Consider the following 25,777-nt stretch of genomic DNA (forward strand, 5'->3'; position numbering starts at 1 on the left):
AATCTTTTTAAGCTTATTACTTCTTCACCCCTCTGTCTATCGACATCTCCCCTTGCAGGGGAGAAAACAAACTTTTTGCACTACCGGTCTTATTAAATCTTCACCTTTTAAGGGAAGTGTCGATAGGCGAAGGGGTTGTTCCTTTATTTTTTAATTGAGCTCAGGAAATAATGCCTGCATTACCTTTTTGGGTTTGCGGTCAACTGTGAATATTCCCCAGTGCTTTTCAGCTCCTAAAGGGTTTGCTGTTTCACCTTTCCAATCCTCGTCGAAAGCTTCGAAAAAGAAGGTGGTAATGTTCATTTCCTTCGACCACTTGTTCAACTCCTGGTAGTAACGCTCCTGCTTCTCTTCGCTAGCTCTTTCGCCAAATTCAGTTGCAATACTTGCCCATCCAGCTTCTGTAATCACAAGTTTGCTATCGGGGAATGCATTTCGTACATCCTGAACGTTTTGTATGGTATATGACATTCCTTCGTCAATGTCTTTTCCTTCCCACACCGGGTAAACATGAATCGAAACAAAATCAACAGTTTTTGCCAGTTCTTGTCCACTTTTAATCCACCATTCGTAGTTATCGGCAACAGTTACCGGCTGCTCAATTTCTTTCTGCACGCTCTTCACATAAGAAATAATCGAATCGGTATCCACTTTGTGGTCGTTCCATTCAACCAATGCTTCGTTTCCCACATTTACAGCAATTACCGTTTCCGGATATTTCTTGGCTAAAGCAATTCCCCTTTGAATTTCTTCCTGGTTCAGTATCATGTTTTTATCCAATGTTTCCTGCGGAATAGGTTCCGTTAACCAAGAACAAGTTTCATGTGCACTTAACTCTGCCTTTAACCAAACGCCCAACATCACTTTAATATTCAGCTGATTTTCTTCAATAATCCTTAGAACTGCCTGCGAATTTTCGCCACAGTCGTACAGTCTGATTAGATTGAACAATGAATCTTTCGATATGATTTTTAAATCTTCCAGCACTTCCGAATCACTAGGGTTTACGGCTCCATTTCCCCTGTCGGGATGTTGTCCGCTGCGAAATCCAGAGTAGGCCACAGCCCACGATGTTCCACCTAAAAGATCTGTTTCCTTTTGTTTGATTTCCATATTCTGCTTTGCTTCTTCCTGAATATTTGCATCCGATTTCTTGGCAGCATTCTTACAAGAGAACATGCCTATCGTAATGCATATCAGTACTGAAATATTTTTAATCGTTGAGTTTTTCATATGCTTTGTTTTTAAGCTTTCATTAGTTCGGCAAACTGATTCTCCATTACCTTTTTTGGCTTTCTATCGAGCGTAAACAATCCCCAGTGTTTTTCCGGTTCCATTGGTTCTGGCGAACCTTTCCACGATTCATCAAAAGCTTCGAAGTAGAAGCAAAGAATCTCCTCCTCTTCTGTCCATTTCATCAAATCCTGGTAGTAAACAGATTGAAAATCTTCGCTCACATTTCCTGGATCGATCCCTCGTCCATTAGAATTGGTTGCCCATCCTGCCTCGGTAATTACAACTGGTTTGTGTGGATATTTTTCAGCAATACTGTAATAGTTCTGTTTTGTATATTCCAGGGCCTCATGAATATTCTTGTACTCCCAAACCGGGTAGGTATGAATGGAAATAAAATCAACAGCCTCTACCAGGTCTTTAATATGATCGAGCCAAGGCACGTAGTTTTCGCAAAAAGTAACTGGCTGCTTGGCGCCCTTTTTTATGATATTTACATATCGAATCACGCTTTCAACCGGAACGTAATGATCTGTCCAGCTAACTGTGGCCTCATTTCCTGCCGAAAGAGCAAACACAATATCAGAATACTGGTTTGCAAGTTGTATCAATTTCTCAATCTGATTGATATTGTGTTCCTTATTGGCAATCAATTGTCCTTCGGAATAAACGCCACCCCAGGGACAGGCAAAATTGTTCATTTCGGCACCAATGTATGCGCCCAGCATCACCTGGAAATCAAGCTTTTCATTGCGAATTACTTCGAGCACTGTATCAGTTTGCTCATCGCAGGCATAAAGTCGCAAGTATTTCCAGTGTCCTTGCAGAATTAAAAGGTCCTCCTTAATCTGTTCGTAGCTTGGAAAAATTCCTGCATCCGGACTCTGTCCTTCTCTAAATCCTGAGTAACAGATTGCCTTATCAAATTTTATATTCAGTTCTTCAGTAATCTTCTTCATTCAATTGGCTTTCTTCGTGAGTACACGAATTAGAATTTCAACTTTTCATTTTTATCCCAAATGCCCCAATAGGCACCCACATCACCTTCGTCCGAAGTTTTCCATTCTTCATCGAACGAAGAGAAATAGAAGATTTCAATATCTTCCTCTTTCGACCAGTTTTGAGATTGAATGAAATATTTCATTGCATTTTCCTGCGAAGGTTCCGCTCCATGAAATGGTTCTCCAACATTTGGCCAACCGGTTTCCGAGATAATCACCTTTTTGCCTGCTCCGGCGCTTAATGCGCGGTTGTACATATCTTTCATGTACAGGTATGAATTTTCGAGACTACAGCCTTCCCAAAACGGATAACAGTTTGCAAGGATCACATCGCAAGCTTCGGTTACTTTAGGTCGGTTAGCGAACTCATAGTAGGCATCCACATAAGCCACAGGAATGCCAGGAAGTTCCTCTTTCACGCGATAGATGTATTTCAAAAGTTCCTCTTCCGTTAAATCTTCGCGATACAGCACTTCATTTCCCACAGCTACAATATCTGCGTAACCTGCTTTTGCAACTTCGATTACACCTTCAATTTCATTTTCGTTAATGCTTTGGTACTTCCCCAACCATGCTCCTACCATGGTTTTCAAACCAAATTCCCTAGCTATCTTCGGAATCAATTCGTTTCCTTCAGTACATGAAAAAGATCGAATCCACTTGGTATGCGGACTCACAATTTCCATTCTTCTTCGAATCTGTTCCTCGCTAATTTGGGTTCCCGGCTCCTGTCCTTCCATATATGGACTAAAACAGATCCCATGCATTCCTCTATTTAAATGCTGATAGTATAGCGCTCGTAATTCATCTTGGCTCTTGTCTTCAAGATCAACCCCTGCCAAGGACATTAAATATTCACTTCTTACCGACATAGGTTTAGGCTTAAAAGGTTAAAGTTTACCGGAGTGCTCACAAATCTTTACAAGCACTCCGATTGTCTATTTGTTAGTTTTTCGACATTGTATAATCAATTCTTCTCACAGAATCTTCTCTTCTAAATATGGATGCACTGTTCTCCTCATCCATGATATTTCCAGGGATTAAAGTGCTGGTTCCATCTTTGTAGGTGATTTTTATCTCAGAAACTGAACCTTTTGTAAATACAATTGGAACCTTACAAAATGTTAAGGCCAGTTGACCCTGGTTCAATTCAATGTTTTGCTTTGTATCTTGAAGATCGTAGTACTCAAACTGCTCATTGTTTTTAAGAACCTCCTGCTCATTCAACAAAGGCAAATCAAAAACAATTTTCCCCTGATCGATACGGATACCCAGTTCTCCCATTCTCGAAATAAAATCTTCCTTCACCTGACCAGTCATACCTGGTTGTTTGGCTCCTGCATTTCCAGGAGTATGAGAATAAGCATCAGTTGGGAAAGCTCCATACAAGTCTGGCGATTTGTAAATTCCAATACCTGCTTTAATTTCGTAGTAGTGTTCTTTCAATCTACCAATTAGTTCGGCACTCAAGTTCTGATCGCTTGCCAGGAAAAAGTTCTCCTGTGTAGCAAGAAGCAGTTTGGAAACCATGTGCCAGTAAATGCTTCCCAGGCCTTCGTAGCCATAGAATGTTCCCGATCTTCCGGTAAACGACTGATGATCGAACATGCTTTCATATGCGTTCAACACAAGATCTCGATCGGCTTTTACCAATTCTGCATATTCAGAATTTAATCCATCCAGAATTCCATGTAGCACCTCTGCATTTCTAATTTTTCCATTAAAATGGCAGTTTCCTGATTCATCAACCGAAACCAGCGCAGTATTCTTATTTTCAATTAATTTCTGAAGTAAGGATGATTGTGCGACCTGTTCTTTTGGAATGTTGTTCTTCTCGGTGAACCTGGCCAATTGCCTGTCGGGATACAAGATGTAACTAAACTGATCGGCACGGAACAAGGAACTTGCCTTTAAAGCGTCCAACACTTCCAGGCTTTCTTCAGCCGATAAGTACCCAGAACTTAGTACAGCAACCTGTCCTTCCAACATTTCATACAGGTAACGAATCGATATTTCATTATCCGATATTGAAATCAGGTTATAAGCATGGTACAATTTGTCTTCTCGTTTATTGACACGAATCGATTGATCCATATAAGCCATTGCCAAGCTTGTAAATTCTACCAAATCGGCAACTTTCAGAGACTTTCGTTCTCCCGAGAAAGCATTGGTATAAATTGCTTCACGGTATTCAGTTCCAGCCAAACCTAGTACATCGGCAAAGTGCTTTCTGTCTTTGTTGGTAAAACCAGTATTCAACAAATTCGATTGCTCGTTGAACAAGTTAAAAATCTGATCCAACAACACTTTCACCTCTGCTGAAACGCTAATTTCTTCAACTGATAATTGAGCCAGCTTCTCGGTCCAGAACTTCAAAAATCTACGCAAGTAGTAAAGGGTTACCATAGAAACACCATTACCCACCAATGCATTGTTTGCATCGTTCCATTCCGGACGCTGAGTATTCAGCCAAATTCCTGCTTCAGGGATAAAATTGCTTAGCTTGCTTAGTAAGGTCACCAAAACTTTTTCCATCAGGTTAACCCTGTATATCTCGTTTCCTTGATGCAACAAGAAAGCATCGGCGCCAAGCTCTTTGTATTTGGCTTTTATTTCTTTGTTCAGATCAAAATCAAAACCGATGGTATCTTGCGGATTTTTGACAATCTGATCGTATGATTTAATTCTGTAAGGAACATTGGCATACACAAACATCTCCTTGCTCAAGAGTTCATCCAGCTTTCCAGGATGGAATTCGTTCGATAACTCCAAAAGCTTCTGCAAGTAGATAATCTGGTGATCGCCCCAATATCCGATGTATGCCCATGGATCATCCGGGTCTGGGCATTCCCAGTCGATTCCTTCACGTGTAATTCGATATGGATTGTAACCATCGGCTGTAGAAGCATTCACGAATTTGCTAATCATTCCTTCCAGGTACTCAGGGAACGACCAGGCCAAAGCTTCCCAGTTTTGGAAAATATCTCTCCAGTTACCCTGATAATTTAATTTCGGGCTTCCATCTTCGTTTTTGGTTTCGATAGAGAACTGGTTCCATGGACGACTTGGATCGCCATGACGTCGGCTAAAAGTCAATGGAAGGTATTCCACGCAAATTCTTTGAAAATCGGAATTCGCTTTACTTCCTACCAAATTTAAAAGCTCACTGTATGAAATTTCATCTGATAAATCGTTCAGCCAGTTTTCAAACTGGGAGAAAATTGCAGTGTTTGTCTGCTTCACAAACAGTTTAAAATCGGCAGTATTTACCTTGTAGGCATCAACAAAAATTCCACCTCTCATTACATTAAAAAGCGTATTCGAGAAATGTCTGGCCGTACATAAACTGTCATCGCCAACCTGTAAACCATCGGCATCAGCTACAATTTTTATCAGGTTATCGGTTCCTAACTGAATATCTTTATTGATTTCAGAAAGAGCATCCGAATCACTTAAAATAAAATCATTCAAGTTTGAAACTGCAGTGCTGTCCTGGTTAATTTCAGCAATAATTAACCACTCTTTGCTTCCTTGAGGAGTTAGCTCGAACTCGGCATTCAGCATGTATGCTCCACGTGTTGCTTTTACATCAACTTCGGTTTGCAGGCTTTCTCCTTTCATGAAGTTTTGCTCTTGTTTGGCCGATAAAAGAATCTTCTTGTTTTCCAGTCCAAGCGACCAAACACTTGTACATTTCAACGATTCACTCGGCTCAGCCTTATCTACCGGAATAGAACTCAACATATACAATCCCAATCCTGATTCGGATAGCAGTTCATTCTTTTTGTAAGCATCGAGCAAGTTACTGTATTCGCTCTGAAATGCATAATCAAATCCGTAAGGAATGATGTTTTGAATTCCATCCAAAACTTCAACACTTACATAAGTTTCGCCAGTGTTTTTAACCTTCGATTTTCTTACAAATCCAAATTTTTCTGAATAATGCCATGCATACTCGAATGCAACACCAAGATCAAGATTAACCTCTTCGAAAATAATCTTGTTTCCATAGATGCTCTTGTACAGATTTCTCTGAATTTTATATACTTCATTCAAATTTTTTGCGAAAGGTTCCCACAAAAAAGTTCTCTCATTTTTTTCAACCAAGAATAAAGTCTTACTACCTGTTATCCCCTTAAAATCGTGGATTTTATCAACAGTGTAATATGGAAACAATGCGTTGTCGCGATTTTTTCTACCAGCCGATAATGATCCGTTACTTGATATAAACATCCAATGATCCGAATCACTTACCATGCTCATAAAGAAATCAGGCATTTGGTCTGAATTGCTAATCTTGTAGAACTTCTCATTGTTAAAGTCTACAAATTCTCCCTTAATTTCAGCCTCGCTGCAATTCAGGTTCGTGTTTCCCAGATAAATGTTACTCTTCTTCATTTTAATCTAAATAGATTCTACTTCAATTTCCTACAACAAAAAACTTCTGAGTTTTATATAATAAATCCTAAATGGATACAATCTGTTCCTATTCCTTAACCAGAATTACTTCCAGTTCTTCAAGGGATTTCCCCTTGGTTTCGGGCAGCATTACAATGACAAATACAAGTCCTAATGCTCCGAATATTCCATATATTAAAAAGGTTGTGGCATTCCCAAGGTTCATCTGTTCCCATGGAAAAGCCAGCTGTACTATAAAACTTACTCCCGAATTAATCAGCCCCACAAATGATATGGCCAGGCCTCGTACCCGATTTGGAAAAAGTTCTGAAAACAAGACCCACATCACAGGGCCGATTGAAATCGCAAAAGAGGCTACAAAGCCAATAATTCCAGCCAAAACCAACCATGGGTTGATGCTGATTGCTTTCGCGATAAATTCTGATTGGTGCTCTTTAAAAGTTTGTTCACCAACACTACTTAAGAGTGCATTATTAAATTCGATATCGCTTTCGAATACAATATTTTTCATCTCATTCAATTGCGAAGGCTCAATAAAAACTGAACATTCGGCTATGCTCTTTTCGCTTAACTGGTAGGTGGCATTTCCAAAGCTTGCCGATAGCACAAACATGGATACTGCAATACCAAACAAACCAAAAACCAGAAGAGGTTTTCTGCCCACCTTATCGATTAACCAAATGGCGAAAAGAGTAAATACAAGATTGGTTAATCCTACCAAAATGGCTTGTGAGAATGAGGCATCGGTTCCAATACCTGTTTGTTCAAATATCATTGGAGCATAAAAAAACACAGAGTTGATTCCCGTAATTTGCTGTGTAATTGCAATCACTACTCCAATAATCAAAACCAACTTTAAGGATGGTTTAAATAACTCCTTAACAGAGATTCGTTCCTTACTTTTCGATGATTGAATGCTTCGGGCAATGTTTACCAACTGTTCTTTTGCTTTCGATTCACCCACTGCTTTAGTCATTACCTGAAGAGCTTCATCGTCGAGGCCATTCATGGCCAGCCATCGCGGACTTCTTGGCACAAAAAACAAGAGGAAAAAATAAAGCAAAGCAGGAATGGCTTCAAGTCCAAGCATCCATCTCCAATTGTAGGCATCGAACTGCAGCCAGCTAGCCCAACCAGCAGTCGATTTCCCCAATTGTAAAATCAGGTAATTGGTAAAAAAAGCTACCGATATACCCAGTACAATATTCAGCTGGTTAAAGGATACCATAGTTCCCCTAAGTTTTGGAGGGGCGATTTCGGCAATGTACATTGGAGCAATAATCAGCGATGCGCCAACTCCTATTCCTCCAATCATTCTAGCCAAAACCAAGAGTAAAAAATTAGGAGCTATGGCTGATCCTAAAGCTGAAATAAAATATAATGCTGCCGCACATTTTAAGACTGATCTTCTTCCAAACCTATCACTAACAGGACCAGCCAACATCATGGCCAGGGTTGCAGTAAGAGTCAGACAGCTTACAGCCCAACCCAGCTGAATTTTGCTAAGGTCGAACTGAGGCTCAATGAATTTCACAACGCCAGAAATCACCGACGCGTCGAAACCCATTAGAAATCCTCCTAAGGCAACAATTAAAGAAACAGCAGCACTATATTTTAAGTTCATATTCTATTTTTTTTGATAAACTCTTACAAAGTCTATTTCCATTGTTTGCGGGAAAGCTTCCTGGTCGATTCCCTTTACACTTCCCCAGGCACCGCCAACTGCAACATTTAATATCAGGTAAAAGGGTTTGGTGTAAGGCCATTTCGATTCTCCCAGGCCTTCATTTTTATACTCGAAATACAATTGATCGTCTACATAACATTTCATTACATCTTCTGACCATTCCAGTATGTATGAGTGAAATTTTTCGGTGGCATCAGCAATATTGATGGTTGCAGTTTGCTGCGTTCCTTTTTGCCACTGATAATCTTTTGAGTGTGCAGAGGCATGAATTACTCCTGCTTCATGGCCCACATGTTCCATGATGTCTATTTCGCCAATATTTGGCCAGTTTCCATCATTGAAAGACCAATCACCAGGCATCATCCAAATGGCCGGCCAGGTGCCAATTCCATCCGGTAGTTTTGCCCTTACCTCAATCTTTCCATGCAACCAATCTGCTTTTGAATTCAATCGGGCTGAAGAATACTCTTTGCCGTCCATATTTTCATGACGAGCAGTGATGAACAGTACTCCATTCTCTACCCAGGCATTTTCTTTCCTGCCTTGCGTATAATATTGCAATTCATTATTGCCCCATCCTTTGCTATTACCTTCCGTATCGTAAATCCACTTTGTGGAATCTGGCAATCCTTTGTAATCGAATTCATCGGACCATACCAGTTGATACTCACGCTCTTTCTTATGTTCTTCCTTTTTTGTATTGGCAAACTTACATGCGGACATGAGAAGTAGAATGCCTACAAATAGGCTTATTTTTTTTAGCAGCATATGTTTCACTTTACAGCGATTTACAATCCAATAAATTATTGGTATACTCTAACGTAGTCGATCTCCATTGTTTGAGGGAATATCGAATTATCGATTCCCTGAAGACCACCCCAGCTTCCTCCAACTGCAATGTTCAGAATGAAAAAGTGAGGTTTATTAAACGGCCAATTCGAAGCTGTTTTGTTCGAAGGAGAATAGGTATGGGTAATGTTATTCTCAGTATCCACATAAAATTGGATTTTATCTTCATCCCAAATCATACCATAAATGTGAAATTCCTCTTCGGCTGTTTCCAAAGATGCTGAGCTTCCATTTCCATCTCCGGCATATCCTGAAGGAGTATGAACTGTTGCATGAATTACATTGGGTTCAAAACCTACATATTCCATGATATCAATCTCTCCACAAGCTGGCCATCCTACTTCGTCAAGATTTGCTCCAAGCATCCAAATGGCTGGCCAAATTCCTGTACCCGAAGGCAGTTTCGCACGAATCTCCATTCTTCCGTAAGTAAACTCTTGCTTTCCCCAGCTAATCATTCGGGTTGAAGTATATGAACCTGCAACTTTATTGTCATTCACTTTTCGTGCAGTGATCACCAATTTGCCATCCTCGATATGCGCATTATCACCATTGGTATAATTTTGCAGTTCCTGGTTTCCCCATCCACCGTCACCAGTCTCAAAAGTCCAGTTGTCGGTATTAATTGTGGTCCCATTAAACTCATCAGACCATACCAAATTTTCACCTTGCACATAGTCTGGATCATCACTTGCAATCGTAACAGTTTTAGTTACAGTTTTCGTATCGCTTAAACTGTTCATTTTACCCCAAACTGTTAAGGTAATTTCATAAGTTCCTTTTTCAGGATAATGAATGCTTCGAACCGAAGTTTTGTCGGTTTCTTTTGCACTGGAACTACCATTTCCGTAATTCCACTGCAGGTATAAGTAATCTCCTTCGGATGTATTGGTAAGGTTCACCAGATTAGGGTTATCCTGATCTATCTCAAGTTCAAAACCTGCTGTATATTCTTCTCCTTCGTCACTCCCACTACTTGAACATGATGAAATACCAATTGTTGAAACAACAAGAAGCATTAGCATCCATATCGTATTCTTTACTTGAGTCATTGAATTTTGATTTTTAATTCAGTTGTAGAAAAGAGAGTTCTGAGCGAACCCAAAACTCTCTTGTATTCTGATTAATTCAATTTTCCTGATTTTACACCTTCTACGTGAGGACCTGATAGGTCATCGAAATAGAATTCGTGTGCACCGTCGCCGTTTCCAGGATTCACCATAATACGAATCACATTATAGAAATCGCTAGAGAATCGATCGTCAGTTGTAACATCTGAAGTAAACTGGTCGCCAGTCCAATCAAAACCTGCACCAACTCCTGCAAAGTCATACTCGGCAACTTCCCATGTATCATCTTCCTGGATGGTATAGATTAAATCGTAAGTACCAGTTTGCCATGCATTGCCACCTTTATCGGTATTTTCAAGTTTTAGCAATACTTGCTGTCCTGCTTTACCATACACCATCATTTTGAAAGTACTGATGCTGCTGATATCAAATCTATGACCTGCTGGCAATTGCATGTAAGCATTTGCCCATTGCTGATTTTCTTTAAAGTAGTGGAATACACTTGCACCACGGTTAGGGTAAATTCTATTCGGGTTGTCAACTACGTTTACAGCACAATCTTGTCCCAATACAGGAGCCAGTTCGAAATCACTGTTATCAACATACATTACCATTTGATCTAACAAGAATGGTACGTAAGTTGAATGGTGATTATCAACGGTAATAGATGAAGTAGATACCAAATCTTCGTTAGAAGCTTTTACAGTAACAGTAACTGGGTATGTACCTTTTCTCATGTATGTATACTCAATGCTTGCGTTGGCATCATCGGTTTCAACAAGTGCACCACCGTCACCAAAGTCAACAGAAAATCCATTTACAAATAATCCGTCAGGAATTACAAGATCTGTAAGACTAACAGCCCATGTATTTTCAGTACCAGTTGTTTGAACATCAACTGTGAAAGTTACGGTTGGCTTTACATATCCTTTAAGCACCATGGTATTGTACCATCTGTTTCCATCGGCACCAATACAACTTACTGCCAGCTTGGTATCTGTAATTTCATCGATTCTAAACTCATTGTTTACGGCACCATAATTAAATCCGAAGAACGAAGGTTTTTCTGATGATAATACAATGTAATTTACTCCATCTCTTTCTGTTAATGACCAATTTGCAGCTGCAGGAGTATAATTTACTCTTGCATCAGTACCATCAACTTCAACCGGATTCGAATAGTTAGGATCATCCAATAGTAGATCTTTCACATAAGAAGTACCGTTGTTTACGTAGTCGAAAACAAAATCAACCAACTTAAATGTAAACTCATCGTCGTAAGCACCAGCACCAGTTTTCTGCAATGGACTTGCTGCCCACCATTCTGGCCAGTCGCCCCCTGCAGGGCCAATACCAAAGTGTCCCGATTCCAAGCTATCAACCACCCATGTTTTTCCTTCAGCTGCCGAAGCACCACCAGAAATCATTGTCAGTACCGGGCTATCCAAAAATGCATAGTCTGTTTCGGTATGCTCAATGGTAGTTGTTTTTACTCCTTCGCTTCCATCAGAAGCTGCAATGGTAAGTGTTACCTCGTAAGATCCTGGTAATGGATAGTATGCTGTCACCTGGTTTCCTTCGGCACTTGAACCATTTCCGAAATCCCACTTTACAGTCTGAATTCCCGAAAGAGGAGTTAAATTTTCAAAATTATAGTGAAATGCATCCTCACCCTGAGTCACTGTAAAGTTCATCTCTTCAGCGGTAGGAGCTGTGCCGATATTCAATTCGGACTTATCGAATTCATTTGGATCACAGGCAACCAACATCATCAACATTGCCAGTGCAATTCCAAATCCTGATTTTATAATATTTTTCATGATTTTAACTTTAAATGTGATTAGTAACCTGGATTCTGTACCAACTTGAATTCTCCGTACGTTCTATCAATTTCAGATTGAGGAATTGGGAAATACTTTCTTGTTTCGTCCCAGGTTCTTTCTGAAGAAAATTCAGGAATACTTTCATTCAACAGAGCTGTATCACCCCATCGTACCAAATCCCAGTAACGCATACCTTCTCCGAAGAATTCTCTTCTACGTTCCAGCTTAATATTCTCAGCTGTTGCAGGAATAGAGGCAACACCAGCTCTTGTTCTAACAGCATCAAGACAAGTTTCTGCAGTTAAACCAGATGTAGCTGCCTGACCGTGTACCACAATCAGTTCGGCTGCATTTAATAGAGCTTCCGAGTAACGGAAAATACGTACATTGTTCTCGTAGTTCAAATCGGCAGTATATGGAGCATCGTTATACTCTTCGCGAGCTGCATATTTAGCCATAAAGTAACCAGTATTCTGGAAACGAGCAGTATATGTTCCAGCTTCAAACTGGTTTACAGATGCTGCCAATCTTGTATCACCAGCTTCGTAAATATCCACAATTTCTGTACGAGCAGGACCAAATCCCCATCCTCCTTGATACTCAGTGCTACCGCTTAATAAATCGGTACCAGTTAATTCGTTTGGAGAAATAAAGGTTGGCAGGTTGGTTCCATAACCAGTCCATGCAGCATCCCAGTCTTTTCCTTCTGCCAAATGATTTGCTTCAAAAATTGAACCTGAACCGAATTCACCAGCTCTGTCCCAAATTGAAGCATAGTCAGCCAACTGGAATTCACCACTGTTGTAAATTTCCTCCATATCGGCAAGTACCTCTGCATATTTGCTTTGATCTTTCTGATACATTACAATTCTTGCCTTCAACATCATGGCAGCAGCTTTGCTCGCACGACCATCGTCTACCGCACTTGTTTGTAATGGCAGTTTATCGCCTTCGATTGCAAAGTTTACATCTTCTATCAATTCTGCATAAATCTGATCGGCAGTAAACTGAGGAGCAAAATAAGGAGCTTCCAATTCTTCCTCGAAATAAGGAATGTTACCCCAGAATTTCCATAACCAGTGTACATAGTATGCTCTTAAGAAACGAGCTTCTGCCTTGAATTGATTTAATTTATCTTCGTCAACACCTACTGCATTTTCACAAGCTAAAATTACACCATTACAACGGCTTAAACCTGCATAGTAAATGTTCCAAAGTCCGCCTGCAGTTAAATCACCATTCAGGTTGTACTGCGACATATTATAAAGCACCTGCTGGTCACCCGCAGAACCTCCACCTTTGTATACATCATCAGATAAAAGGTCCGACATGAATGTTACACTGTTGTACTGAAAATCGGCGTAACTATCGAATAGCAATATCTGGTAAGCAGATCCAAGGTTTGATAAAATCGCTCCTTCGGTTGCATCACCTCCTGCCTCTTGAGAAGAAGTAGGCTCTACTGTTAAAAATTCATCGCTACAGGCTGTAAAACCTATTAAAACAGCAAGGAATAATGTTTTTATATATTTATTCATAATGTTTTCTTTTTTGAGTTAGAAAGTAATATTTGCCCCAAATGTAATTGTGCGTGATTGTGGGTATACCCCTTTATCAACACCAATTGTGGTATAACCTCCAGAAGCAACTTCCGGCTCAAATCCTTCGTAATCAGTTAATGTAAACAGGTTTTCAGCAGCTACATATACTCTGAATCTCTGGATGATATTCTTACTAATAATTGAAGAAGGAATCGTATATCCTAACTGGATCGATTTTAATCTAACATATGATCCATCTTTTACATACAAGTCAGAAGAACGTGCGTTACCATTTGGATCTTCAGATGTAACACGTGGAATTGAATTTGAAGTACCTTCACCTCTCCAACGATCCAGGATCCATGCAGGACGGTTCATATTTGGAATATCCGCTCTTTGAGAGAAATCGTAAATGTCATTTCCATAACTTCCCTGGAAGAAAGCATTGAAATCAAAGTTTTTGTAGTCTGCAGAAATGTTCAAACCAAATGTCCAGTCAGCCATCCCTTTACCAATTTTGGTTCTATCATCGTCATTGATAATACCGTCATTGTTGTAGTCTACAAATCTTACATCACCAGGCATTGCCGATTCACCGTAAGTATTGTTGTACTGTGTAGCTTCAGCTTCGTTTTGAATCAAACCATTGGTTTTAAAACCGTAGAAGAATGGGAAAACTTCACCGTTCTGACCTTTTACGTAACTACCTACACCAGAAGCACCATTACTCTCGTAAATTGCTTCACCAGAATCGTTACCCATATCAATCAATTCATTTTTGATATAAGAAGCCTGAGCACTTACCGAATAGTTCAATTCACCAATATTATCTTTCCAGGTAATTTCAAACTCGATCCCTTTGTTTTCCATATCACCAGCATTGGCAATAGGAGCACCTTTTCCAACATATCCAGGAATTGGCTGAGCGATCAACATTCCTTCAGTATCTTTCTTAAAGTAATCGAATCCAACTGTTAATGCATGGTTAAACAATCTCAAGTCAAAACCAACATCGATTTGCTCTGATTCCTCCCATTTTACATCTGGATTTGCAATTCTCGATGCATTTGTACCATACTGTAAGGTTGAATTATCACCAGAACCGAAATAGTAGTTTGTACCACCATCCATCAAACTGGTGTATGAGAAAGCATCGATATTTTCGTTACCATTTCTACCCCAGCTGGCGCGAACTTTTAAGTAATCAACCCACTCTGGTAAACCATCCATGAAAGATTCGTTGGTAACATTCCAACCCACAGAGAATGATGGGAAGGTTGCCCATTTGTTGTTAGGACCAAAGTTTGATGAACCATCGCGACGAACTGTTGCCTGGAACATGTATTTTTCATCGAAGTTATAATCGATACGACCAAAGTATGATGCCAATGTTTTAGAAGTATATCCTCCTGTTCCTCCAGAAACCATTGAATCGTCTTCGTCAGCAGTTGCATAATCGATAACTGCTTTGGTTGGATTTTCTTCCAATAAATCGAAGTCGGTACCCGATAAGTTTCGGTAAGTATATTCTTTTGAAGACTGACCCAATAATGCTGAGAAATTGTGCTTCTCATTAATGGTCTTCATATAATGTAAGGTGTTTTCAATCTGCCAGTTGTAACCTCTATTCATGCTCGACCATACAGAACTACGACTGAAGTTTTTACCTTGCGAAGTAAGGTAGTAAGGAAATCTATATCCATCTGCTCCCCAGAAAGCAAGATCAACACCATAACTTGATTTGAATTTTAAATCCTTGATAATTTCCAATTCAGCCCAAAGTGTTGCCACAAACTTGTCTGAGTTATCTTTTGAGTTATCAGGAGCATTCAACATTGCTACAGGGTTTGCAATTTCCTGAAAACCTGATGGAGGAAGTGAGAAAACACGACCATCTTTATCTGTAACAGCAGTAGGCTGAGCAGCAAGAACAGCATCAGGATCGGTAGCATATACAGGTACACTTGGATCGAATGCCAAAGCACTACCCAAAACAGAACCGAATTCCGAGTTGGTCTCAATTCCTGTTGATTTAATTCTGGTATAACCAGCATTAATTCCAACTTTTAAGTTACTAAACCACTGACGTTCTTCTTTTAACACATCGTATGTATTGTTTAAACGCAGACTGTAACGTTCGAAGTTCGATTTGTTAAAGTTACCACCAACAATACCTTCCTGGTTGAAATAACCAAATGATACAAAGTAGTTTGATCTGTCGTTTCCACCACTAATGCTTACCTGGTGGTTTTGAACAGGAGCATCGTAATTGAATGTTTCATCCTGCCAATCGGTTCCCGAACCTGCACTTGCAATTTGCTCCGAAGAATAGATTGCGCTATTGCCATCGTTCAATTGCATTTCGTTCATAATTACCATGTACTCTTCAGCGTTTAGAACTGCTTTTTTGGTCCATGGATTCTGGAATCCGTATGAGAAATCGTAGCTAATTGTTGCTTTACCCTGAGAACCTGATTTTGTGGTTACCAAAATAACACCGTTTGCACCTCTGGCACCATAAATAGCAGAAGAAGCAGCATCTTTCAATACCTCAACAGACTCAATATCCGAAGGGTTTAAGTAATTAATACCACCATCAACAGCCATTCCATCTACAATGTATAAAGGATCACTATTGTTGATTGTACCAATACCACGAATTCTTACTTTAGAATCGGCACCTGGCTGACCTGAACTTTGAGTAATCTGTACACCAGAAACTCGTCCTTTCAGCACATTTTCGATACGTGAAGGAGTAGATTTTTCAAGATCTTCAGCATCTACACTACTAATAGAAGCAGTTACGACACTTTTCTTCTGAACACCATAACCAATTACAACAACTTCATCCAAGCCAGTTGTTTCTGTGTCCAAAATCACATTAATTTCAGTTTTATCACCTACAAGTACTTCCTGAGAGGTAAAACCAATAAGAGAAAATACCAAAACATCTTCACTCGATGCTTCAAGGCTAAACTTACCATCAAAATCTGTAGAAGTACCTATAGTAGTACCTTTAACAACAACCGACGCAAATGGTAATGGTGTACCATCCTCGGCCGAAGTAACTAAACCTGTTACAACTTGTTTTTGTGCAAAAGATTGCAAACAAAAGAAAGCCATAACTAAAAACAAGACTGTTTTTTTCATAAATTCGTTCGTTAAGATTAGAAAAAAATTAGTTCACACATTTGGGTTACATTTATTTCACCTAAATCGTTTGCAATATCTTCCAATGTTAACTCAATGTCAAAAAATCAGCTACATCACGAACTCATCATTAGCAAATTACCAATACATCATTACTACATCATCTTGCTTTTTAAAAGCTATAACTCCCTGACTCACTACCGCTTAACAAATACAACAATTCTTAAAAAATGCACATCTCTTATACATCAAAAAACAAAAAAGGCAAATCTGTTAATCAGATCTGCCTTTTTATCTTAAAATGATGTTTTTTATACGTTCAATAAGAAATCTATTAGATTTTCGTCTCTTGTAAGATCAAATTTTTTCCGTAATCGGTATCGGCTAATTTCAACCCCACGAACCGAGATATTCATAAGCGGTGCAATTTCCTTTGTCGATAAATTCATTCTTAAATAGGCACACATGCGAAGATCTTTCGGCGTTAACTGAGAATACGCATTTCTTAACCTCTTCAGGAAATTCTCGTGTACCTGATCGAAGTGTAATTCGAACTGTTCCCAATCCTGGTCGCTATTGAATTCCGAATCGAGGGTTTTCATCAATTGACGCACCTGAACCAAAGCAGTAGGATCCTTTATTTTTTTCAATGCCTTTTTTAGTTCTCCAACAGCATAAGAGAGAACCTCGTTTTTATGAATGATATTCATGGTAGAACTTGCCAGTTCGCGAGTCTTAAAATCAACCTCGCTTCTCAGCTTTTCATTTCTCAGCTGTATAATTTCCCTCTCGGCGATTAATGCTTCTTCTCTAAACTTTTGCTCCTTGGCTTTTAACTCCTCTTGTTGTTGTTGTTCTAATTTTTCGTGCATTCTTTTAATGCGCAATCGAATTAAGAGTACAATTCCCCATAAGAAAGCAATGGAAATTAACAGGTAAACAAAGTAGGCCAGTTTTGATCGGTACCAGGGAGGTAAAATGGTAAATCTAAACTCGTCGGGAACAGATTGTACACCATATTGATTCTGCGCCAGAACACGAAAAACATAGTCGCCTTCGCGAAGATTGGTATATTCTTTACCTGTATTGATTTCCCATTTTGAAGTATCTTGTTCGAAGCCTTGCAGTTGATATTTATATTTTACCAATTGCATCTGACTCGACTGGGGAGCACTATATTGAAAACTGATTGCATTATTTCTAAATTTTAGATACATATTCGTCTTCTCATTCTGTCGTTCTCCTCCAAAATAAATAAGAGAATCTTGTGATTTACGCTTATCAGCTACTTTCACTTCCCGAATCAGGGTATGGAATGTGTTCTCATATCTTTTTCGCATTTCGGGGTTATAGTGTACAAATCCATCTTCGGTCGTAATTAATACATTTGCCCTGTCAATTTCGTAAACATTCTCAAATGCCCCAATAAAAGAACCTCTTATGGAAGAGAAAGCAAGCTCATGCTTCTCGTATGATCGATCTACTTGTAATTTTAATACTCCCACCTTTTCGCCCTGGAAATACCAAATATCACCATTGGATTGTTCAAAGATTTTTGTCACCTCATTTTCCCTGCCAAATAAATTGTTTAAAGATTGATAAGTCTCGAATTTGTTAATTTCCGGTACATACTCGTAAAAACCCATTTCGCTTGTAAAAACTACCTTATCGCGAATTTTATGAATTCCAAGACTTATATCTGCAGGAAGTGCATCTTCTTCTCCATACAATTTATAATTGATACATGAATCCAAAGCTGTATTCAGAACAATCCTGAATAATCCTTTGTAGCCATGGCTCATCCATATGCTGTTATCCTCATTCCAAATCATCTCTCTCGATGATTCCTGGAAACCGCCAATTTTCTGTTTGAATTTCCATTTTCCCTTTTCGGATTCTCGTTCAAACAAAATCAGACCCGAATAAGTTCCACCAATCATTTGATTCGGAAACTCATCTTTATATAGGTATTTCCATCCTCCTTCAACATCAGATATCAGTTCACCCCTGTTCTGATTTACACGAAAAGTACCTTTTGTATGCCCGCAGATAAGTTCGCCACCTATTACTTGTAAACTCCAAACTTGCCCTGAGGTATTTTCCACCAGCCTGAACTTTTCGTTCAAATTTAAAGCGATATCCGAGAAATCGTATTTACGGACAAACAATCCCATATTTGTTCCCAGGTACAAATATCCATTGTGGTAAATCGAAGCATAACCGGTTCCAACATCTCTAATTCTGGGGAAAGTAGAAACCGGAGAACTAATTTCAAGATGATTTATCCCATTATCCAACCCCAACCAGAGATTCTCTTCCGAATCCTGAAATAAGCTAAGTATGGTATTATTTAGCAGACCTAAATCAGTATTTACATGCTGAATAATTTGACCTTTTTTATTAATGATATACAAACCATTTCTAACAGTTCCAAAAACAAAATGGTCATCTCTTACCGCTAAACCCGAATAAATTTGCTCTTTAACAAAGGATTTATTTGCCTCAAGATTCCACAATTCGGTGGTTCTTCCATTAAAAAGGAACAAACCATTCAGTGCTGTTGTAATGACAAGTTCATTTTCTGAATAAGGCAACACACTTACAATTTCAAAATCTGCAAAACTCTCACCTCCTGGCAACAATTGAAATTCCTGTCCTATCAGTTTACAAAGCCCTTTCCCCGGAATTTGTACATAAAACTCATCTTCTATCACAAAACTTTTTCGAAAAAGCATACCTTCCCCTATGATGGATAATTTATCATCCTTATAGAACATTACTTTTTCGAATGAGTGAAAGACAATTCCATTTTTATAGTGGTAAATCTGCCAAATTTCTTCGAAGTCGATTTCTGTTTCGGGCAATAAATCAACCAGTGATTTATAAATCAATTTGCCATTGGAATTAGATTCCAAATAGCCAAATTCATTGTAAGCTCCCACATAAACCCGGTCCGACTTATCGATAGCCAAAGAGCGTACAACCGATTTATTAGGCATTTCTATCAGTCGCCAATTTGTTCCATCGAATTCTAAAACACCTTCGTTATTGGCAAAATACATCAAGCCTTTCGAAGATTGCGTAATATCCCAATTTTGAGTACCGCCCTGGTATTCATGTCGTGGAAAATTCTTGATAAAAGGGATTCCATTATTTTTTACTTTTGCCAAACAGCTGAAATGAGCGATTAGCAAAACCAGGAGTAAGGAGGTAGATTTATTCAAGGCAATAGTAGTTTAGTTTGCTGAAATATATAATGATTCATAAACATATCCAAAGTAAAGATGATTTCAATTTTAAAGAGTCAGCAATAATTTAATACAAAACAGAACTTCTCTTATTAACAACTCTTAACAAGATTCAAGATTCATTTTTTTACATTTATCGCTGTTTTACTGCAATTTGCGCATCATTCTTATTACCGATACATTAACCTTATTTAACCTTGATTCACCTTAAATCAGCAAAAGGAATAGAGTCCTGAACTTATCTTTGAATTGAATTTAAAAACGAAAATGCATGTACAGAATTTTACTATCTATATTTTTTATCCTTACAGGATTTACCCTTTTTGCTCAAAAGACTTTTACATTAAAAGGTAACGTTATCGATTCTCACCTAGAAGGATCACTTCCTGGCGCTACCATTCTTTTGATTAACAAGGGTGATACCATTCAAAAAAGTGGAACCATCACCAACGAACATGGGGAGTTTCATCTGAAAGTGAAGCCAGGGCAGTACGATTTCCAGGTTTCTTTTATAGGATACAAAGAAATTAAAAGAAACATCACTGTTGAAGAAGAGTCGATAAATTTAGGACAGTTTAAACTTATTGAGAATACAGAGTTTTTGCAGGAAATTAATATTACAGAAACACTTCCTCCCACAAAAATTAAGGGTGATACCACAGTTTTTAATCCAGAAGCATTTAAGGTAAACCCAGATGCTACTGCCGGGGAACTTTTGGCCAAAATGCCCGGTTTCTACGAAATGGATGGAAAACTGATTGTAGAAGGCGAAGAAGTTGCAGAAATATTGGTGGATGGTAAAAAGTTCTTTGGTAACAATATGAATCAGGCATTAGAAACCATTCCGAATGATGTAATCAAAAACATAGAGGTATATGAATACAAAAGTGATGAAGAAAAATTCACCGGCCTAAAGAAAAACGAGGAAGATAAAAAGACCGTAAATATTGTTACCAATAAAAGTAAAAAAAGACTTGTATTTGGGGAAGTTGCTGCCGGATATGGCAAAGAGAACAAGTATGGATTTGATGGAAATATTAACAGTTTTTCTGATAACAATAGCATTACCGCAACTGCAAAATCGAGAAATGTAAACGCCCCTTTAAAACTAAACAACCGAAGGTTTGGCAATTCGAGTATTGATGGAAACGACATTCAGGATGATTCTTTTGGGATTAACCTGGTTAAATCGAAAAACAAGAACGATATTGAGTTTAGTTATGAATTGGGCAATCAGGAGTATGAGAACAAAAGCAGTAATGTAACAACATATACCACAGAAGCACTTGCCGGACAGGTTCAAAACTCCAGCAGCACATCCAATAATGATGTTGATGATCATCGAATGAACCTTAGAGTTTCCCTAAATTCTAACCCAAAAAACAGGTTGATGTTGTATACAAACCTTTCGCTTTCTGACAATGAATCAAGTTCGAGGTCAATATCAGATACCTATTTAAATGGGAACAGCTTGAATTCAAACAGCAACCTAAATACATCAGAAGGTCAAAATTACAATCTCAATCAGAATATCAATTATTCGCGCACTCTCGGCAAAAAAGGCAGAACATTAAATCTTACAGCCGGATTTAACCATTCAAAAAATGAATCGGATGGTAAACAGTTATCAGAAACTCTAAATGAGAGCGATGAAGTGAGCCAAAGTATCAATCGCATATCCGATTCGGAAAGCAAGAATACCGGCATAGATGCAGGATTATCATATAATGAACCAATTGGCAAAAAAGGTTTTGCGAGCATCGGTTATCGATTCAATTATAACGAGCAAAAATCGGATAAGTACGGATATAATTTTAACCAGGACGAAAACTCTTACAGTGATTTGGACGAACTAACTACCAATAATTTCGAAAACTCGACCACGCAAAATGCAGGAAGGTTTTCATATAATATGCATGGCAAAAAACATGGATTTAGCCTTGGTGCCGATCTTGAACTGACCACTTTAAAAAATGAGGAGTCTTTTCCAAACCAGACCGATTTCGATAAAGACTTTTTCTCATTTAAACCCTACGTGAGATATTCATTGAATTTGAAAAACCAGAAGCGAATCAGGCTGAATTACATGTCGAGAACTTCGACTCCTTCGGTTCGCGATTTGCAGGAGGTTGTAGACTTATCGAATCCATTGTACATTTCGACTGGAAACTCGGAATTGGATCAATCTCGCTCTCATGCTTTAATGGCAAGTTTCTCGAAATCGAACATGAAAAAGGGGAGTCATTTATCGATTCATGCCATGGCAACAACAACCAATAATACCGTGGGTAGAAGAACCATTGTGGCCAGTCAGGATACCACAATTAATGGTTTGTATTTCTTGCCAGCAGGAGGTCAGTTTTCGGAGCCGGTAAATCTTGACGGACAATACATGCTGAGCACCAGTGTGAGTTACAGTTTTCCGGTAAAAAAGCTAAAATCGAAGCTCAATATCAATACACGAGCCAACTTATCTCATAACCCAACCTTTGTAAATGATAAAAAGGCTTATACCGATTCGTGGAATTTGAATCATGGCATGACACTGAGCTCAAACATCAATGAGAAAATCGATTTTACTTTTTCCAGTTCGAGCAACTATCGAAAATCGACCAATGCTTCGAGCTCTGGTTCTGAATATTTTTCGCAAACCACATCATTAAATATGTATTGGAATTTCTTAAAAGATTTGGTATTCAGAACCAATGCCAGCAACAACTATCAGAACAACTTTTCTACGAATAATGAAGACAGTTACTGGCACTTGAATCTTGGCTTATCAACGAAAGTGTTTAAAAGCAAAAGGGGCGAAATATCTTTTACTGCTTATGATATTTTAAGCAAGGAAGACCAAAGATCACACATTGTAACCGATTTGTATACTGCCGATTACTACTCGAATAAACTAAACAACTTCTACATGTTTACCTTTAGTTATAAACTAAGGGATGGAAAAGGCAAAGGGAAACACAGGCGACACAGAGGTGGACATGGCAGGTATCCGGGCGCTTATAACAATTACAATATGATGATGATGTAAGAATCGAAAAACAAAAATTATTTTCTTTTAAATTTTCATAGTCAATGTGGGCCATTCCTTTTGGAGTGGCCTTTTTTATTGCCAATTCTGATCGAAGATCAATTTGGTTAATTAAGGTTAACAAATGCCCTATTCACATCTGAAAGCCAGTATATTTGTCTCATGCAGAAAAACAGACTGAATAGAAAGAAGTATAAAATCATTTCGCCAATGGTTTTAAGTATGTTTTTACTGGTAACCTTTGTAGGATACTGGTTGCACAGTCAGTACAATAACGAAAAAAAGAACCTGCAGGTAGAACTTACCAGCCTTTACCACGAATCATACGCCGATGGGGAGTTTATTTATTTCTATCAGAATGTGATAAAACCCTCGCTAAACTATAAGGACACAACAAATTTCGATCAGTTGAAAATTGGCAATGACAAAACCAGTGCTGAATTTAAAAAGGCTTACGTAAACGAGTTGAAGAACTATTTAGATTCTAATCAGAATTACCTCAATATTTTTCGTTCCATAGAAAGCAACTTAATCATCCCCGATAGCTTAAAAGAAGACAGGCGCTTCGAAATTGTGCGATTGGGTTACCGCTATCAGATTTACCCTGCCCAGATTTTATACAATCAAAGGCAAACAGCTCATGATACCATAAAGAAATTCTTTAGAAACCTGTTTCTTAGATCGGTAGAAGAGAAATACCCAAGCCTTAAATCAGGTGAAGAAAAGGCTCTTGACAGGGACAACCTGGAATTAATTGAAAAAACAAATAGCGAATCGCTAAGAAGAGGAAGATTAGGCATTATTGTTTATCCGAGCAGATACGATAAGGCAAGTGTTCTGTACTTCGATCACTACTTCTTTCATCTGGTAAAAGAGATTCTGGCACAAATTATATTTGGAATTGTATTGATTGGATTATCGGTTTTTGCCCTTGTATTTGCTTACCGAAGCTATCTTACACAGGCCAAATTAAACATGCTTCGCTCCGATTTTGTGAGCAATATCACTCACGAGCTAAAAATTCCGGTTTCAACGGCCAAAGCAGCAATGGAGGCCATTCTGAATTATGGCATTACCGACGACAAGGAGAAGACCAAGTCGTACCTAAACATGGTGGCCCTGGAAATGAATCGATTGGATAGTCTTACCTCGAGGGTGTTGGAACATTCGAAACTGGAATCGAACCAACACCTGCTTAAAAAGGAGGAAACCAACTTGAACGATTTTGTTGATCGAATTGTAAACTCGGTTCAATTGTTTTATGCCGATACGGTCAATATCAAATTCAGCAGGTCTGACAAAAGCATTAGTATCCCGATTGACCAGGTTTATATAGAAGGGGTGATTCGAAACCTGATTGAGAACAGCAAAAAGTACGGTGGCAATGATGTGAGCATAGCAGTAAACCTTTGGCAGGAAGGCTTGCATGTATACCTTTCGGTGATTGATAACGGTCCAGGTATACCAAAAGAATACCTCAATAAAGTCTTCGATCGGTTCTTTAGAGTGCCAACCGGCGATCAGCACAATGTAAAAGGATTTGGCCTTGGTTTGAGTTTTGCAGCCCTTGTAATGAAGCAGCACAATGGTTCTATTAGTGCCAGCAACCTGTCTGAAACGGGTTGTGAAATCAAACTTGAATTTCCTGCTTAGAAAGTTTTTTTTCAGAAACACCCATTGCCACGAGATACATTCCATAATGCCAGGCAGTAAGTGAAATTTAAGCTTTATTAACAAGACTCTCCAATCTATTTCTTATTTCATTTTCTTATCTTGCATGGCATTCAAGCTAAGATAATCATGGAAAAAGTTAAAGTACTCTATGTAGAGGATGAGCCAAATTTGGGTCAGATTGTCTACGACTCACTCTTACTAAAAGGATTTGATATTGTTTGGGAAACCGATGGTGCCCAGGTAATGTCTAAATTTCATGATTTTGCACCAGATATTTGTGTTCTGGACATTATGCTTCCAAATGTGGATGGATACCAACTTTGCGAACACATCAGGAGTAAATTCCCAAACCTTCCTATCATTTTCCTGACTGCAAAAACAGAAACTCACGACCTGGTAAAAGGATTCGAAGCCGGTGGAACCGATTATATTCGTAAGCCTTTTAGCATTGAAGAATTGGTGATTCGAATTGAGAATCAATTGAAAATTCATGGCAGCAATCAAAACGCTAATACTTCCAACGAAAGCAAAAATGAGTTGGATGAGATCAAATTAGGAACCTATACCTATTTCCCTAAAAGATATGAATTGATTACTCCCTCTAAAACCATCAACCTATCGAACCGTGAAGGTGAATTGCTAAAAAAGCTTACCGAAATGGGCAGCAAGGTGGTCGAGCGCAAAGACATTCTCATGCAGGTTTGGGGCGATGATTCCTTCTTCAACTCCCGAAATTTGGATGTCTACATTAAAAAGCTTCGAAACTATTTTGGCGAGGATGAAAATATTGAAATCCAAACCCTAAGAGGTAGAGGCTATTTGTTTTTAGTGAAATAAATCAGACAAGAATATAATAAGAAAGGAGTACGCTACAGGTACTCCTTCTTTTTTATCAAATGTCCCGTCCTGAAATAAGTTGACAGTAAATCGACTTATTTATGAAAATATTGAGAAAGACTGTAGCAAGGCGTACCCAACGAAATTATAATTTATCCTTTAAATTGTCAGTTGTACGTCAAGTTGAAGAAGGGGAAATGACCTA

14 protein-coding genes are annotated in these 25,777 nt (G+C 38.7%); 3 read left to right on the forward strand and 11 right to left on the reverse strand.

Translation table 11 applies throughout. The features are described 5' to 3' along the window. Nucleotides 1-150 precede the first annotated feature (150 nt). The 11 genes from ELS83_RS19470 to ELS83_RS19520 form a co-directional block, all read right to left on the reverse strand. Nucleotides 151-1,233, reverse strand: coding sequence for a glycosyl hydrolase family 17 protein (locus ELS83_RS19470; protein WP_171597220.1), 1,083 nt, complete (start codon nucleotides 1,231-1,233; stop codon nucleotides 151-153). Between the two features lie 11 nt (nucleotides 1,234-1,244). Beyond that, nucleotides 1,245-2,192 carry a glycoside hydrolase family 17 protein gene (locus ELS83_RS19475; protein WP_171597221.1) on the reverse strand — a complete coding sequence of 316 codons (948 nt, stop codon included), beginning with the start codon at nucleotides 2,190-2,192 and terminating at the stop codon, nucleotides 1,245-1,247. Nucleotides 2,193-2,221: 29 nt separating this feature from the next. After that, nucleotides 2,222-3,106 (reverse strand): glycoside hydrolase family 17 protein, encoded by an 885-nt coding sequence (locus ELS83_RS19480; protein WP_171597222.1) that lies wholly within the window; start codon nucleotides 3,104-3,106, stop codon nucleotides 2,222-2,224. A 73-nt stretch (nucleotides 3,107-3,179) separates the two neighbouring features. Next, nucleotides 3,180-6,632, reverse strand: coding sequence for a hypothetical protein (locus ELS83_RS19485; protein WP_171597223.1), 3,453 nt, complete (start codon nucleotides 6,630-6,632; stop codon nucleotides 3,180-3,182). Nucleotides 6,633-6,720: 88 nt separating this feature from the next. After that, nucleotides 6,721-8,277 (reverse strand): sugar porter family MFS transporter, encoded by a 1,557-nt coding sequence (locus tag ELS83_RS19490; protein WP_171597224.1) that lies wholly within the window; start codon nucleotides 8,275-8,277, stop codon nucleotides 6,721-6,723. Nucleotides 8,278-8,280: 3 nt separating this feature from the next. Beyond that, a complete protein-coding gene (locus ELS83_RS19495; RefSeq protein WP_171597225.1) occupies nucleotides 8,281-9,108 on the reverse strand; it encodes a glycoside hydrolase family 16 protein in 828 nt (275 codons plus the stop codon). Nucleotides 9,109-9,143: 35 nt separating this feature from the next. Next, a complete protein-coding gene (locus tag ELS83_RS19500; protein WP_171597226.1) occupies nucleotides 9,144-10,241 on the reverse strand; it encodes a glycoside hydrolase family 16 protein in 1,098 nt (365 codons plus the stop codon). Between the two features lie 71 nt (nucleotides 10,242-10,312). Continuing rightward, nucleotides 10,313-12,079, reverse strand: a complete 1,767-nt coding sequence (locus ELS83_RS19505) for a PKD domain-containing protein (RefSeq protein WP_171597227.1) — start codon at nucleotides 12,077-12,079, stop codon at nucleotides 10,313-10,315. 20 nt (nucleotides 12,080-12,099) lie between these two features. Beyond that, nucleotides 12,100-13,620: a RagB/SusD family nutrient uptake outer membrane protein gene (locus tag ELS83_RS19510; RefSeq protein WP_171597228.1), complete on the reverse strand. Its 1,521-nt coding sequence runs from the start codon at nucleotides 13,618-13,620 to the stop codon at nucleotides 12,100-12,102. 18 nt (nucleotides 13,621-13,638) lie between these two features. Then, nucleotides 13,639-16,773, reverse strand: coding sequence for a SusC/RagA family TonB-linked outer membrane protein (locus ELS83_RS19515; RefSeq protein ID WP_171597229.1), 3,135 nt, complete (start codon nucleotides 16,771-16,773; stop codon nucleotides 13,639-13,641). Between the two features lie 311 nt (nucleotides 16,774-17,084). Further along, the gene (locus ELS83_RS19520; protein WP_171597230.1) at nucleotides 17,085-19,997 is read right to left on the reverse strand and encodes a ligand-binding sensor domain-containing protein; all 2,913 of its coding nucleotides are present in this window, start codon (nucleotides 19,995-19,997) and stop codon (nucleotides 17,085-17,087) included. 295 nt (nucleotides 19,998-20,292) lie between these two features. Between ELS83_RS19520 and ELS83_RS19525 the strand changes: the two genes are divergently transcribed. The 3 genes from ELS83_RS19525 to ELS83_RS19535 all read left to right on the forward strand — a co-directional run bounded on the left by ELS83_RS19525 (nucleotide 20,293) and on the right by ELS83_RS19535 (nucleotide 25,572). Beyond that, on the forward strand, nucleotides 20,293-23,061 hold the full coding sequence (locus ELS83_RS19525; protein WP_171597231.1) for an outer membrane beta-barrel protein: 2,769 nt from the start codon (nucleotides 20,293-20,295) through the stop codon (nucleotides 23,059-23,061). Nucleotides 23,062-23,223: 162 nt separating this feature from the next. After that, nucleotides 23,224-24,714, forward strand: coding sequence for a sensor histidine kinase (locus ELS83_RS19530; protein WP_171597232.1), 1,491 nt, complete (start codon nucleotides 23,224-23,226; stop codon nucleotides 24,712-24,714). A 147-nt stretch (nucleotides 24,715-24,861) separates the two neighbouring features. Next, nucleotides 24,862-25,572 carry a response regulator transcription factor gene (locus ELS83_RS19535; RefSeq protein ID WP_171597233.1) on the forward strand — a complete coding sequence of 237 codons (711 nt, stop codon included), beginning with the start codon at nucleotides 24,862-24,864 and terminating at the stop codon, nucleotides 25,570-25,572. Nucleotides 25,573-25,777 lie beyond the last annotated feature (205 nt).

It is taken from the genome of Marinifilum caeruleilacunae, from assembly GCF_013141825.1.
In the GTDB taxonomy this organism is placed as follows: domain Bacteria; phylum Bacteroidota; class Bacteroidia; order Bacteroidales; family Marinifilaceae; genus Marinifilum; species Marinifilum caeruleilacunae.

Excerpts from the sequence above, each read along its gene's own strand:
- ELS83_RS19470 (WP_171597220.1), bottom strand. The coding sequence starts at position 1,233 with ATGAAAAACTCAACGATTAAAAATATTTCAGTACTGATATGCATTACG.
- ELS83_RS19475 (WP_171597221.1), bottom strand. The coding sequence starts at position 2,192 with ATGAAGAAGATTACTGAAGAACTGAATATAAAATTTGATAAGGCAATC.
- ELS83_RS19480 (WP_171597222.1), bottom strand. The coding sequence starts at position 3,106 with ATGTCGGTAAGAAGTGAATATTTAATGTCCTTGGCAGGGGTTGATCTT.
- ELS83_RS19485 (WP_171597223.1), bottom strand. The coding sequence starts at position 6,632 with ATGAAGAAGAGTAACATTTATCTGGGAAACACGAACCTGAATTGCAGC.
- ELS83_RS19490 (WP_171597224.1), bottom strand. The coding sequence starts at position 8,277 with ATGAACTTAAAATATAGTGCTGCTGTTTCTTTAATTGTTGCCTTAGGA.
- ELS83_RS19495 (WP_171597225.1), bottom strand. The coding sequence starts at position 9,108 with ATGCTGCTAAAAAAAATAAGCCTATTTGTAGGCATTCTACTTCTCATG.
- ELS83_RS19500 (WP_171597226.1), bottom strand. The coding sequence starts at position 10,241 with ATGACTCAAGTAAAGAATACGATATGGATGCTAATGCTTCTTGTTGTT.
- ELS83_RS19505 (WP_171597227.1), bottom strand. The coding sequence starts at position 12,079 with ATGAAAAATATTATAAAATCAGGATTTGGAATTGCACTGGCAATGTTG.
- ELS83_RS19510 (WP_171597228.1), bottom strand. The coding sequence starts at position 13,620 with ATGAATAAATATATAAAAACATTATTCCTTGCTGTTTTAATAGGTTTT.
- ELS83_RS19515 (WP_171597229.1), bottom strand. The coding sequence starts at position 16,773 with ATGAAAAAAACAGTCTTGTTTTTAGTTATGGCTTTCTTTTGTTTGCAA.
- ELS83_RS19525 (WP_171597231.1), top strand. The coding sequence starts at position 20,293 with ATGTACAGAATTTTACTATCTATATTTTTTATCCTTACAGGATTTACC.
- ELS83_RS19530 (WP_171597232.1), top strand. The coding sequence starts at position 23,224 with ATGCAGAAAAACAGACTGAATAGAAAGAAGTATAAAATCATTTCGCCA.
- ELS83_RS19535 (WP_171597233.1), top strand. The coding sequence starts at position 24,862 with ATGGAAAAAGTTAAAGTACTCTATGTAGAGGATGAGCCAAATTTGGGT.